This window comes from uncultured Marivirga sp. (assembly GCF_963974845.1).
GTDB classification, from domain to species: domain Bacteria; phylum Bacteroidota; class Bacteroidia; order Cytophagales; family Cyclobacteriaceae; genus Marivirga; species Marivirga harenae.
The window spans coordinates 31759-45954 of the sequence record NZ_CAXBEQ010000001.1 but is presented as its reverse complement, the minus strand read 5'-3'; the positions used below and the strand labels follow the sequence as shown (position 1 = coordinate 45954).

The following is a 14196-nucleotide window of genomic DNA, read 5'->3' as shown; positions in this document are numbered from 1 at the left end:
CGTTCAAAGTACAGAATAGTATTAAACTGAAGCACCAAAAAGCCTAAAGAGAGGAATAATAAGTGTTGACATACTTATTAATTTCAAGTCTCCGTTTTACGAATCCATTTTGGCGTTTCAGGAGCTTGATATTTTTCCATCTTATATAACAGAGTAGAAATTTCGTCATCACTTAACAACATCTTACGGTTTATCTCCTTTAATAAGTTTTGCTCTGTCATTTGAGAAAGCATTTGCAAAAGAGGATCGTAAAAACCCTCCACATTCAGTAACCCGACAGGCTTTTGGTGCAAACCTAATTGTCCCCAGGTCAGAATTTCAAAAAGCTCTTCCATAGTGCCAAAACCGCCAGGTAAGGCAATAAATCCATCTGCCAAATCATGCATTTTGAGTTTTCGCTCATGCATGGATTCGACCACTATCATCTCAGATAATTCAGTATGTGCTACTTCCTTGGTTTGCAAGAAATCGGGAATAACACCAATTACTTCGCCATTTTCTGATAAAGCGCCATCCGCTACTGCACCCATCAAGCCAATTTTAGCACCTCCGTATACCACTCCAATATTTTTTTGAGCTAAAATCTTTCCCAATTGAAAAGCTTGCTCACTGTATTTTCCATTTTTACCTGCGCTTGATCCACAGAATACTGTAATTCTTTTCATAAAAAGCTATTTAGTTTCATTAAGATTATAATCCCAGTTCTCTATCTACTGCATTTTTATAATTATTGAAGAAGGATAAAATAATAACAGATTTTTCGTCTTCATCTATCTCTTAATAAAGACTATTATATTTTAGGATAACAGCTTTGTGAATATTCTCTTTTACAGATTTGGGATATAACTTGGGATTTTCTTCAATGAGATTAATTGTGAAGTCAATGGCTTTCTTCAAGTTAACAGTAACTACCTCAGGCCATCTATTTTTTAAATAATTTGAAATCTCTTCTAATTCACTTAATGCTTTTTCAGTCCATAAGACCTTATAGCCATTTTCCATAGCGCCTTTTTGCTTCCGATTGAGAAATTAAGTTTCCTTTTTTAGCATCTTCTCGTCCCAACCTAATATACTCTTTTTCGGCTTCAGATAAATCCGCCCAAAAATCCTTATCTGAGTATCTTTTTATATCCTCAATTTGACGCAATATGGCATCATTTTCTTGGCCATTAATCCAGCTTATCAGATCTCGTTTTAAATCCTCTTTTGTGGTATTCTTCATACTTTCAAGTTATCATTTATAAAACTCAAATCAAATAAATTAAATTCCATTGGTTTTAAACAACATCCTCTCTCCCACTCCTGCTTCAATTACCCCACCATTCTCATAAACTTTATTCCCATTTACAAAAGTGCTATGAACAGACGAAGGAAAAGTATGCCCTTCAAAAGGAGACCAGCCACATTTGGCTAAAATATTATTTTTGGTTACCGTATATTCCTTTTCTAAATCCACCAAAACACAATCGGCATGGTAGCCTTCTCGGATATAGCCTCTTTCTTCTATTCTGAATAAAGTGGCTACATTATGAGAAGCTTTTTCAACAATCTTCTCTAAAGATATCTTTCCTTGCTTATGAAAATCTAAAAGTGCCATTAAATTATGCTGAACTAATGGTCCACCGGATGGTGCTGAGAAATATTTGTTTTGCTTCTCTTCCAATGTATGTGGAGCATGATCGGTAGCTAGCACATCAATTTTATCATCTAAAAGTGCTTGAAATATAGTTGCTCTATCACTAGCCGTTTTCACAGCTGGATTCCATTTTATCAAGGTTCCTTTTTCTCTATAATCCTCATCACTAAACCAAAGATGATGAACACAAGCTTCTGCTGTGATCTTCTTCTTTTCTAGTGGAATTGAATTATCAAAGAGTTCTGTTTCTTTTCCTGTTGAAATATGAAGTACATGTAATCTCGAACCGTGCTCTTTCGCTAATTTTACAGCTAAGGAAGAAGATAGATAGCAAGCCTCCTCAGATCTAATAATAGGATGCATTTCGATGGGTACATCTTCACCATATTTTGCTTTTGCTGCTGCTGTATTGGCTCTGATTGTCGCTTCGTCCTCACAATGGGTGGCAATCAACATAGGCACCTTGGAGAAAATATTATTGAGCGTATCTTCATTATCTACCAACATATTGCCTGTTGAACTACCCATGAACACTTTTACGCCACAGACTTTTCGCGGGTCCGTTTTCAATACTTCCTCTATGTTATCGTTGCTTGCCCCCATGAAGAAAGAATAATTAGCAATAGAATTCTTAGCAGCAATCTGATATTTATCTTCCAATAATTCCTGAGTCAAAGCATTGGGTACGGTGTTGGGCATTTCCATAAAGGAAGTAATTCCTCCTGCAACAGCTGCTCTTGACTCTGTATAAATATTCGCTTTGTGCGTTAAGCCTGGTTCACGAAAATGCACTTGATCATCAATTAAGCCGGGTAAAAGATATTTTCCTTTGGCGTCAATTACTTCATCAGCCTCCTCAGCATTAATGCTGGATGCAATTTTTTCAAAGCGTCCATTTTTCATCAGCACATCTAGCTGCTGAATTCGCCCTTCATTTACTATATTTGCATTGACAATCAGAATGGTTTTCATATTTCAGTACATTTTTCCTTAAATAATAGACTTCATGTCGCAAGATACCGCATCCTTTCAAGATTTTAAACTCAACAAACAATTATTCAATGCCATTGATGATTTGGGTTATGAAAAACCTTCTGAAATTCAAGTAAAAGCAATCCCTAGGATTTTGAATGGCCATGATGTTATCGGTATTGCCCAGACTGGGACTGGTAAAACCGCTGCTTTTGTACTACCGCTTTTAATGAAACTGAAATATGCCCAAGGTCATGACCCCAGAGCCTTAATCATAGCACCTACTCGCGAATTGGTGATGCAGGTGTATGAAAATATACTAGAACTAGGGAAATACACAGATTTACGTACAGTTTGCCTTTATGGTGGAATTGGTCCAAAAAAACAAGCAGAAGAAGTAGCTGCAGGTTGTGATATTATTGTAGCCACTCCAGGCAGGCTTTTAGATATTTATAGTGCTGGCGTATTACAACCCAAGCAAATTAAAACTTTTGTGTTGGATGAAGCGGACCGCATGATGGATATGGGATTTATGCCTCAAATCCGTAGAGTTCTGGAACTTTTGCCAATGAAAAAGCAAAACCTCTTTTTCTCCGCTACTTTTCCTGAGAAGGTTGAAAAATACGCCTATGAGTTTACAGACTTCCCGGAAAAAGTGGAAGTCACCCCTGAAACTATGACTGCAGAATTAATAGAGCAGTCTTTATATCACGTACCCAATTTCCTAACCAAAATAAACTTATTGAAATACCTTTTTGAAAATGAAGATTTCAGTAGGGTTTTAATTTTTGTAAGGACTCGTAAGAATGCCAATAATGTATACAGTTTTATTGAGCGAAGAATTAGCGAGGAAGCGCGAGTGATCCATGCCAATAAAGCACAATCAACTCGGATTAATGCGATCAATGAGTTTAAATCTGGAAATGTCAGAGTACTCGTAAGCACGGATGTGACGGCCAGGGGAATAGATGTAGAAGAAGTCAGCCATGTCATCAACTTCGAAGTCCCTAATAAATATGAAGACTATGTTCACCGAATCGGGCGAACCGGACGTGCAGCACATCATGGGATTGCTATTAGCTTTGTTGACCCTTCGGACGTTTACCATATCGATAAAATTGAGGAACTAATCCAGAAGAAAATCAAGGTCCTAGAACTGCCGAAAGAGATTGAACTGATGGAAACACTCCCTTCAGAGAAAAAAGACATGGAACAAGAAATCGATCGTCAAAAGCACTTAGAAAACCCTGACTTCAAAGGCGCTTTCCATGAAAAGAAAAAGAAAAACTTGAGTGGGAAAGCAAGAGATAAGGCTTTTGGGAATAAGCCGAAGGATAAGCGGAGGAAGAAATGATTTGTTGATTTATTAATGATTCGATGTGCTGATGAACTGATTTCCAAACTGTATCGCCCTTTCAAAATTGAGTTGTAGAAATAAATGGAAATATAGTAGATATAGAATTGTACTATTGAATTGAACTGACAAATTCAAGTTTTTTGGGTATTGTCAGCTGCCTATTTGATAAGTATTAGAAAAAATTAGCTTTAGAGATAAAAGTCTAGATTCTAGACTCAAGGTTCTAAAAATCTCAAACATGAGTAATTGGAAAACATTATTTAAAGAATATAAATACATTTTAAGCTTAGGCTTTGTATTTGCCTATTTCTCCAGTTTTGGACAGACCTTCCTGATTTCGCTTTATGTGCCTGATATTGAAAGTTGGTTAGGGCTCAATAATACTTCAATGGGAAGCTTATACGCTGCCGCAACGGTTGCATCGGCTTTCACTTTACCTACCTTAGGAAGTTTATTCGACCGTATGAAACTAGGCAATTACATGGCCATGATTTTGATTGGCTTAATGACTGCTCTCTTGGTTTTATCCTTCTCCATCCATATCATCATGGTATTTGTTGGGCTCTATATGTTGAGGCTGTTTGGTCAAGGATTAATGAGTCATACTGCTGTTTCTACCATGTCCCGATATTTTGACACCAATAGAGGTAAAGCCATAGGGATTGCCACAACTGGTCACCCATTTGGAGAAGCCACCATGCCGGTTGTCATTACATTAATAATTGGATGGTTAGGTTGGCGAGGCTCATTGCAGTTAAATGCAGCCATAGTTTTAGTCTTTATCATGCCCTTGGTTTATTGGCTATATAGTAAAAAGAAGAAAGAAAAGATTCAATCAGAACCTGAAGTGAATTTGGGTAAAAGCAAAGTTAGCGCTTGGAAAATTCTGAAACATAAAGCCTTCTTAATCATTGCGCCCGCTGTTTTTGCTTTAGGATTTACCAACACAGCCATTTTCTTTTTCCAGTTGAAATTAGGGGCAGCAAAAGGCTGGAGTGCGGCATGGGTTTCCTCCTCATTAGCCGCTTTTGCTGGAGCGAGTGCTTTAGGTATGTTTATGGCAGGCCCTTATATTGATAGGCTGACAGCTAAAAAGCTATTCCCATTTGTTCTCATTCCTTATGTAATTGGAGTGCTGACCTTACTGGTGAGTGATGCGCCCATTATTTATCCTTTATCTCTAGCACTTATGGGTTTTGCAAATGGCTTTGGAGGAACCGTTAAGAATGCACTATTTGTGGAAATTTTTGGAGCCGATATCATCGGAAAAGTTAGAAGCTTATTTGTAACCGTGATGGTTCTAAGTACAGCATTAGGCCCGTTGTTTTTTGGAGTATTGGTGGATGAAGGCTACAGCTTTAATGAAGTGTTTCTTCGAAATGCACTAGGAATAGTGGTCATTATTTTATGGAGTTTTAGGATTAGGAAGATGTAGGCACTCCTGAATTTTAGCTCTTCTGATTTGGAAAGAAGGTAATTAATCGGATCAGAATCGAGTAGAAAACAAGAGAGTTCGATTACATTTCAAATTCCTCACTTCATTCCATACTTAAGCCACAGACTTTAATTTGCTCCAAAAAGTCAAGCATTTTTTAGAGAAGAATTCTAAAATTTAAAAAGTCTGGAACAGCTTTGGAATTTTGCCAACTTACAATTTAATGCAATGACTATGAAGCTAGATACAAAATAAGCAGTACGTTATCGGTAAAATTGCTCCTACGAACTTCATATTCAAATAGTCTACTTAAATTATAAGAACTATTAGCTTCAATTTTTATAAAAATCCCATCTATTTCAAATTCATTAGATGCTTCTATTAAAGAGCTGCCGCCATTAGAATTCGATCGTACAATATTTACTTCAGTAACGTTCTCGCTATCTATGACAGATTGAATTTTTCGAGCTACAATCTCACCATCTGACAGAATCTCATCTTCTGAGCATGATAGTAAAAATGTAAACATTATAAGTACGAGCAGTTTAGTCTTCATGATGACTTGTTAAGGTTAGTTGAAGTTTCAATATTGCAAGAAAGATATTTCGAGTTCTGATAAAAAGCAACTAAATTCAAATAATTATTACTCCTTTAATGTATCCTCAAAAAGCTCAAATATCCTGCGGTATTCGTCCGTCCAGCTGCTTGGCTCTACAAAACCATGGCTTTCAACTGGATAAACTGCCATTTCCCAATTCTCTTTCTCTAACTCAATCAACCTTTGGGATAATCTTACCACATCTTGAAAATGAACGTTAGTATCGACCATTCCATGACAAATTAATAAATTTCCTTCCAGACCTTCAGCAAAATAAATCGGTGAACTTCTTTCGTATGCTATTGGATCTCCTACTGGCGTATTTAAGATGTTACTGGTATATCCATGATTATAATGAGCCCAATCTGTAACCGATCGCAAAGCCGCACCCGACTTGAAAGTTTCTGCTTCATTAAATAAAGCCATTAATGTGATGAAACCGCCATAAGAACCTCCATAAATTCCAATATTGTCTTTATCTACACTTAATTCATTTACCAAATAGTTGGCCCCATCAACTTGGTCGCTTAAGTCTTTACCTCCCATATGACGATAGATTCCTGTTCTCCAATCTCGTCCATAGCCTGCACTGCCTCTATAATCAATGTCCAAAACCGTGTAGCCATTGTCCGCTAAAAGATTATGGAACATATATTCCCTGAAATAAGAACTCCACCATTGATGTGCATTTTGTAGATAGCCAGCACCATGTACAAAAATCACAGCTGGTTTGCCATTGCTTCCACCTTCAGGTTGATAAAGTCTCGCATGAACTTCTGCCCCGTCTTGCGCTTCAAAAGTGATATATTCCGGAGTTCTCCATTCGTAAGATTGAAATTCATCAGAAATGGAACTCGTAATTCTTTTGGCTTCAGCATTCGACTGATTATCCATTACATATAATTCCCACGGTTGAGTGGCAGTACTTTTTCTTAAAGCAATTTTGCTTTCATCGGGAGAAAGATCATATTCCATTCCGCCTTTATCAGAAGTCAATTGCTCCATCTTTCCTCCATCAACTGGCATTTTATATAAATTTCGAATGCCTGGACTTTCAGGATTAGCTAAGAAATAGAAATGGCTTTTATCATTGGACAAATTCACATCATATATTTCAAAATTGCCTTTAGTCAATTGCTTTTTCTTCTTTTTTGATTTGGACAAATCAACTGAATAAAGGTGGCTGTAACCGCTTTCTTCGGATTGAAAATATAACGTTTTATTATCTGCTAAAAATCCTTTAGTAGAACCTCCCCACGCATAGCCTACGCCCGGTCCCGCAATCCACGCTTCGTCCCTTTGTCTGTCGATAAGCTCTAATTCCCCACTTTCAGGATTAAGCAAAAACAGCCATCTATCTTTATTGTCAGTAGCTCTTGCATCAATCACCGTATATTTTCCATCCTCTGAAAATAAAGGCGATTGAAAAATCATTTTCCTTGTTTCAAAATCTTCGTCTTTTCTTTCAGGGTAGTCACTCCAAAATTCGGGAATTTGATTGAGTCCTTCTACTTCCTCAATCCTCACCAATTTGTTTTCTCTAGTCTTCAAATTGAAAACACCTAGTTCCATATGAGCTTGCTCTCCTCCTACTTTTGAGCGTGCTCTTAAATCTTCTGTATTGCCTGATTCAGTCACATAGTCTGGTACGATAGTATTATCATTTCCATTGGGTGAAATATATAATCTGTAAATGATGTAATTTCCATCAGGACTTATACTGGATTCAATTAATCTTTTACCATCTAAATATACGGTAGGGATGCCTTCAGACTTAATACTTTCCTTATATGCATCGGACTTTTCCTCTTTTTCTTTTCTCTCCTTAAGTACACTAATTAATTCAAGTTGCTGATTATTAAGCCATTCCTCCTTCTCGGACTTTTTAGCTGTTTTCTCTTGAGGCTCAGAACCTGTACTAAATTCTACCAACTGTCTGTTTTTGCCTGTTTTCCTGTCCCAAACAAAGATATTATTATCCACTACATAGAACATTTGCTGTTCATTATACAAAAAACCAGCATTGGAAATTCGCTCTGAGGTTTCTATTAAGCTTTCAATATTACCAGTCTTTATCTCAGCCAAGAATAGATTACCATTTCGGATAAAGATTTTTTCCGTCTTTGCTGCATTATAAACTCCTCTCCTGTCAGGATAAGACATCTCTTTCTGATGATTGATTGGCACGATTTCACCTTCTAGAAAATCATAGGTATAAAGCGAGTCATTGGGATTATTATTTGGATTCCAATCAAAGAAAAGTTGATCACTGTTTTCACCCCAATAGAAATTATCGGGGGAGTGGCCGATCCAGACAGGATCACGCATGATTTTCTGAACACTTAATTCTCCTAATTCTTGGGCAAATGTTGTTGATAAACTAAGAATAAAGAAGCAAAAACTGACATATAATTTTCTCATATAAAATGGTCTTTAAAAACTGAGAATGAAACTACAATTTTATAAGAGGATGTGGAAATTATATTTGATAAAAGGAGGAATGGGTTATTTATGTGAAGCAAAAAAACCGCTTCCAAAGGAAGCGGCTTTCCGGCTTAAAATGAAAAAACAACACCTAAACAAACACCTGTTTTGTTTAGGTCTCGTTTGCCTATCTGTTTACATTTTTAAACTTAGTCCAATTGTACCATAGCTGAATGAACCTCTTCCTCCCTCCAAATACATCCCAAAATTTTTGCTGAAGAGATATCTAAAACCAAATATTGGCCCAGCACTTAACCTCACCTGATTTGCTTCAATGTTTTGAAAGTCACCTGAGTACAAATCAAAATTTAATCCCATAATTAAAGTGGCATAAAAATCCCATTTTTCATCAACGTCAAGTTCTAAAAGCTCATTAAGCAAAACATCTGTTAAATGGAACGTAGCTCTCCCTCCTACAGCAAAAATGGAGTAACCACCATTGAAACCACTGCCTGAATAGTTCCAACTTGCAATTCCAACGTATGGCCCAACTCCTATAAATTCACCGAGACCAACCTCATAATTGGCAGTTATTGCTGGAATTGAGAAACTTCTGTTATAAACAAAGCCATAACCATAATACCCAAATCCTAAGCCGGCATTGAGTATATTGTCGCCCTTCTCAAATGATTGTCCATTCGTATCAAATGCAAAAAGACTCCCTATTATTACTAATATTATAATTGTTATTTTTTTCATGATCATCAATTTTTAAAAATGAGAGCAGTAATGCATACTGCTCTCAAATTATTTAGTCTATCAATACAGCTCCAGAAGTGTTATTAGAAAAAGTATTATTTGCACTTACTCCTAGAACATCATTTACTGAAGCGCCTCCGGACTGATCAATCACGATTCCATATCCGCTAGATCCCAAGAATTGTGAGTTGGTAATACTTATCACTGAATTACTAAAAACACCCAAATTACACTTGAAATCTGCATTACTTGGAAAAGGCATTTCAGAAAATCCTCCATTACTGATAATCACATAGTCAAGCTTGTTATTTGCATTTGCTGAGGCTATTCTTAAGCCTTCCCACTTAATTCCACTAGTTGAAGTGAAAGTGATCTCATTGCCATCTGTACCTTCGGCTATGATTGAACCATCAATTTGTATATATATATCTTCTCTTGCCTCAAAGTATGCTCCCGCGGCAATGGTCAAGTTTCCATTTATATCAAGACTTCCATCAATAATGTATTTTGAAGAGCCGTCTAACTTATTCCAGGTAACAGTCTCCTCTGGTACTAGCGAAGAAGCAAAGATTTCAACCTCTCCCTGTGTGTTATTGGAAAAAGTAGTAGCACCATCCAACTTAGAGACATGGAATGCATTTAGGCTAATTGCGGTTTGATTATCTGAAAAAATATTATTGGAAAACGATCCTAAATCTGATAAATCATCATTTACGTGCAATCCATATCCATCGCCATTAGAAATAGTAGAATTAGTTAAATTTAAAAATCCGCCTGCATCTAATGCTACATTAGCTTTATAATCTGGACTACTGGCTAATGCCCACTCAGAATTTCCAGCGTAAGATACTTCTACATTGTTCAATGTGTTATTTTGATTGGATGATTCAATATAAATTCCCTTCCAGAAAAAACCAGCAGAAATATTGGAACTTGTGAAAGTAATCGTGTTGGACTCCCCTCCGTCTGCAGTGATACTACCCCCTGAATTGATTGAAAAATAAACATCTTCATCAAAGGTAAAATTGGATCCTGCTTCAATAGTAAGATTGCCGTTAACATTCAAATCTCCACTTACCCTGTATGCTGTAGTTCCGTTCAATTTGCTCCAAGTTACTGTTTCAGTGTCCGGTAAGGTTGAACCAAATACTTCAACATCTGCATTTGCATTACTGTTAAAAGTAGTTGCGCCATCTAGTTTAGCAACAGTTATGGCTCTAACTGAGATTCCTCTGTTATTATTTTCAAAGACATTGTTGGCAAAATTTCCTAAATCACTTTGGTCATCATTTACGTGAACTCCATATCCGTCACTGTTGCTGATAGTAGAATTTTCGATATTTAAATAACCACCTTCATCTAATCCAATATTAGCTTTATAATCTGCACTACTACCAAAGGCCATTTCTGAATTTCCTGCATATTCTACCGTAGTATATTCAAGACTATTCCTTTGATCAGACGATTGAATGAAAATTCCTTTCCACAATTGACCAGCATCTATATTAGAAGAAGTGAACTTCACCCCGTTTTCTGCTAATCCATTTGCATCCAACACTCCACCTGATCCTACATATATTTGAACGTTCTCATCCAAAATCACATTCACACCTGGGTCTATTGTTAAATATGCGGAAATGGTAATATTTCCAATCACTCGATAATCTGGCAAGCTAGGATCATCATAAATATCTTCCCACGTAGTTTCTTCTGTTACATCTGCATCAATAATAACTGGTGAAACTTCAGCTTCAATAGTCACTTCTGCAGTGCTTTCATTTCCTTCCCCGTCATCAACAGTTAACATAATTGTATAATCACCTTCCAAATCTGCTGTAAAATCCAAAGTTGCAGTTGCTTCATTTGCCAAGGTAGCATTGCTATTGCTCGGTGCTGAAGTTAGCTCCCACAAATAGGTCAAATTATCACCTTCAGGATCTGTTGAATTAGCTCCTGATAATTGGAAGGTATTACCTACATTTACTACGTTATTGTTGTTATCTGCAGTAATTAGGTCATTATTTGTATCTGTAATCACAGCCGTTGGAGCTTCATTTGCATTAACTTCTGCTGAAATCAAGACATCATCTGTATCTGTATTTCCGTCAGGATCTTCGACAGTCACAGTTGCAGCATAATCCCCTGCCACATCAGGAACAAAAGTCGCACGATCACTTGATGCATTCGATAAACTTGCATTACTCCCTGTAGGTGTTTGCGTTAATTCCCAGCTAAATGTTAAAGTCCCTCCTTCAGGATCCGAAGAGTTACTCCCGTTGAGCGTTACCGTGCTTCCTACAAAAGCGCTAATATCTGTTCCAGCATCTGCAACCGGTGGTTTACCAACCTCAGGATCATCTTCTTTACATGAAATCATTACGAGGAGAGCTACTACTAGCATGCTCCATTTTCTTAAGTGTTTTAAATTTTTCATAATTGTTTAGATATAGTTTTTCCTTTCAAGATACATCACACCAACTTTCTCTTAATTGGGTCAGAATTTACAAATAAATGTCCTTTTAAACGTTCTAAAATTCTATAATTAGTGCAATTTTATCTATATATATAACAATTATACAGCTAAAGAAAAGATTATGCAACTGAGAAATAGTGTATGATACTTCTGAATGAGTGAAGGGTTTACTTGAGTGAGTAATCAATCTATACTTTTAAAAAAAGAGTAACCTTTTCCTTATAGCTTTTTGAAATGGGGTATATTTTCTTATTCATCATTTCTAATGAACCTCCATCGCTTTTCAGATATTTACTGATAAAATTTGCATTTATGAGGTATGATTGGTGAATCCGTAAGAAAGCATTAGACTTGATTGCCTGCTCAATATGTTTCAATGTTTTACTAACTGTGATGCTTGTACCATCTTTCAAGTGGACTTTACAATAATTATTATTGGACTCACAGGCAATGATGTGATCGTATGGAATGTAAGTTGTACCATGCATATCATTTATAGCCAACCTTTCACTTGTAAAATGTTTTTCCTCCTTTATTTTATCATAATAGATTTTTGAAACAACTGCTTGCAACTCTGAAGCTTCAATGGGTTTAAGTAAAAAGGCCTCAGCCTTAAATTTATATGCTGGAATAGCATATTTACTATGTGCTGTTGTAAAAACTACCTTAGCACCAATATCCCCAATTGTTTCTAAAAATTCCAAGCCATTCATTTCAGGCAAATCAATATCCAAAAATAAGATGTCTGGCTTTTCTGAAATTAACATAGTGCTAGCTTTGACTAAATTCTGAGCTTCCCCTACAATAGAAATTTGATCGCTACAAAACCGATCAAGGTCGAACCTTAAGGTCTCTAGGCAATGAAGCTCATCATCAACTAATATTGCTGTCAGTTTTCTTTCCATAACTAATTAGTGGTAAATATAATACTACTTTTGTTCCACCTGGTGCTCCGTCATCTAAATATAGATCCTTTATTTCCAGCTTCGCTCGATCACTATCCAGTAAGTCTAAACGCTTTTGAGTAAGATCAACAGCCATAGATTTTTTCTTTCCTAAGCCAGCATATCTCTTTTCTTTAATATTCTTATTTCTGCCTTTTCCATTGTCTTGAACTTCAAACTTAATTAAAGAATTAGATGCTAAGCTTATTTTTAGACTGAGTACTTGATTTGGTTTGTCCATATCAACGCCATGAACTATAGCATTTTCCAAAAAGGGTTGCAGAATAAGGGGTGGAATGCTTAGCTTTCGTGCATTAATGGAACGATCCACATGAACAGAATAATCAAAACTACTATCCGCACGCATACGCTCGATTCTAACATATATTTTAAGCATTTTCAACTCCTCTTCTAGACTCACATAATCATTTTCACTACTTTCCAAAATATACCTCACAAGTCGTGAAAAATCCGTTAAGTAATCATAAGCTTGATGCGAATCATTTTTGATAATTAAAGCTCTGATAGCATTTAGAGCATTAAATAAAAAATGAGGCTTCATTTGACTTCTTAGCGCAGTCATTTTTACTCTATCGATTTCCTTTTCAAGTGAAAGTTTCAACACCTTTTGCTTTTCCCTTTCAAAAAGTTGCTGCTCAGCAATGAGTGCTTCACTACGTTCCAGCACCTGCCTTTTCAAATCTTCATTATAAGTATTCAGAAGTTCTTCTTTTTCTTGGATTTCAGAAATCATCCGTTCTTTAAAAATATTTCGCTCATTTTGAATCAAATTTGATCTATAAGCCAGTCCTAGCGAAAAAAGTAAAATTTCCAGTAGTGTACCAATCCGCATATAAATAACATCCAAAGCGAAAACTGAAATAACTGCCCCTAGCAAAAATAGAATAGAACCAACCATATAGAAAATCACCAATCTGTTTTTACTCTGAATCAAAATCACTATTTGCATATAGACGGTGGCAAGAGTTGCAAATGTGCGTTCTATGTAAGACAGCCAATCGTTAAACAACATGTTATTGAAAGTGCTAATGTTGAGAATGGAAAGTCCTACAGCTAAGAAAAAGATTATCCTGACGAAATAGGCCGCTCTAAAGAAAATAGGATAATCTTTTTTTGCATTTAAAAACAAAATCCCAAATTGAAGCGCAGCAAAATGAGCAATGTATTGAAAAGTATCAGATATGTAAAAATTTATTCTGGGAAAATATGCTTCTATTTCGCTAATTATTGAAATGTATATAAATTCTGACCTGGAAAACAGATAAATACCGAGGACAAAAATATATAAAGAGTAATAGAAATATATCGCTTTTTTTTCATAAAAATACACTCCCAGTGCGTACAATAGGACAAAAAACATGATTCCTAAAAAACCAATATTGACAAAGTCAATTCCGTTTATTTGATTATGATACATTCCTATTTTGAATATATAGTTCTTCTTAAATGCTATATTAGTAAAAAAATGATCAAATCCTTATTTTAGAATTATCACCCTGATAATAAGTATCATAAACCAAATAAGTATTAAAGCTGTACTTGATTTTCAGTCCTGCAGCAGATAGTTTAAATTCAGT

Annotated in this window: 12 protein-coding genes; 2 read left to right on the top strand and 10 right to left on the bottom strand. The window is 36.0% G+C overall.

The features are described from left to right. Positions 1-83: 83 nt before the first annotated feature. The 4 genes from AAC601_RS00185 to AAC601_RS00170 all read right to left on the bottom strand — a co-directional run bounded on the left by AAC601_RS00185 (position 84) and on the right by AAC601_RS00170 (position 2608). Positions 84-665 carry a TIGR00730 family Rossman fold protein gene (locus tag AAC601_RS00185; protein WP_303271767.1) on the bottom strand — a complete coding sequence of 194 codons (582 nt, stop codon included), beginning with the start codon at positions 663-665 and terminating at the stop codon, positions 84-86. 112 nt (positions 666-777) lie between these two features. Then, positions 778-1002, bottom strand: coding sequence for a type II toxin-antitoxin system RelE/ParE family toxin (locus AAC601_RS00180; RefSeq protein WP_303271766.1), 225 nt, complete (start codon positions 1000-1002; stop codon positions 778-780). Next, positions 986-1222 carry a hypothetical protein gene (locus tag AAC601_RS00175; RefSeq protein ID WP_303271765.1) on the bottom strand — a complete coding sequence of 79 codons (237 nt, stop codon included), beginning with the start codon at positions 1220-1222 and terminating at the stop codon, positions 986-988. Before AAC601_RS00175 ends, AAC601_RS00180 begins: the two co-directional genes overlap by 17 nt. Positions 1223-1261: 39 nt before the next feature. Next, positions 1262-2608, bottom strand: a complete 1347-nt coding sequence (locus tag AAC601_RS00170; protein WP_303271764.1) for a dihydroorotase — start codon at positions 2606-2608, stop codon at positions 1262-1264. Positions 2609-2642: 34 nt separating this feature from the next. Here AAC601_RS00170 and AAC601_RS00165 point away from each other — a divergent pair, with 34 nt between their 5' ends. Both AAC601_RS00165 and AAC601_RS00160 read left to right on the top strand, forming a co-directional pair. Then, positions 2643-3962 (top strand): DEAD/DEAH box helicase, encoded by a 1320-nt coding sequence (locus AAC601_RS00165; protein WP_303271763.1) that lies wholly within the window; start codon positions 2643-2645, stop codon positions 3960-3962. Between the two features lie 241 nt (positions 3963-4203). Beyond that, entirely contained in the window at positions 4204-5400 is a 1197-nt protein-coding gene (locus AAC601_RS00160; protein WP_303271762.1) for an MFS transporter, read from the top strand. A 232-nt stretch (positions 5401-5632) separates the two neighbouring features. On the opposite strand, the gene AAC601_RS00155 is transcribed toward AAC601_RS00160, so the two are convergent. From AAC601_RS00155 to AAC601_RS00130, 6 genes are all read right to left on the bottom strand, one after another. Further along, a complete protein-coding gene (locus AAC601_RS00155; protein WP_340152159.1) occupies positions 5633-5956 on the bottom strand; it encodes a hypothetical protein in 324 nt (107 codons plus the stop codon). Positions 5957-6043: 87 nt separating this feature from the next. Continuing rightward, positions 6044-8419, bottom strand: coding sequence for a prolyl oligopeptidase family serine peptidase (locus AAC601_RS00150; RefSeq protein ID WP_340152158.1), 2376 nt, complete (start codon positions 8417-8419; stop codon positions 6044-6046). A gap of 198 nt (positions 8420-8617) precedes the next feature. After that, entirely contained in the window at positions 8618-9181 is a 564-nt protein-coding gene (locus AAC601_RS00145; protein WP_303271760.1) for a hypothetical protein, read from the bottom strand. 52 nt (positions 9182-9233) lie between these two features. Next, the gene (locus AAC601_RS00140) at positions 9234-11615 is read right to left on the bottom strand and encodes a PKD domain-containing protein (RefSeq protein WP_303271759.1); all 2382 of its coding nucleotides are present in this window, start codon (positions 11613-11615) and stop codon (positions 9234-9236) included. A gap of 227 nt (positions 11616-11842) precedes the next feature. Continuing rightward, positions 11843-12559, bottom strand: coding sequence for a LytTR family DNA-binding domain-containing protein (locus AAC601_RS00135; RefSeq protein WP_303271758.1), 717 nt, complete (start codon positions 12557-12559; stop codon positions 11843-11845). Further along, positions 12528-14036 (bottom strand): histidine kinase, encoded by a 1509-nt coding sequence (locus AAC601_RS00130; RefSeq protein ID WP_303271757.1) that lies wholly within the window; start codon positions 14034-14036, stop codon positions 12528-12530. Before AAC601_RS00130 ends, AAC601_RS00135 begins: the two co-directional genes overlap by 32 nt. Between the last annotated feature and the right edge of the window lie 160 nt (positions 14037-14196).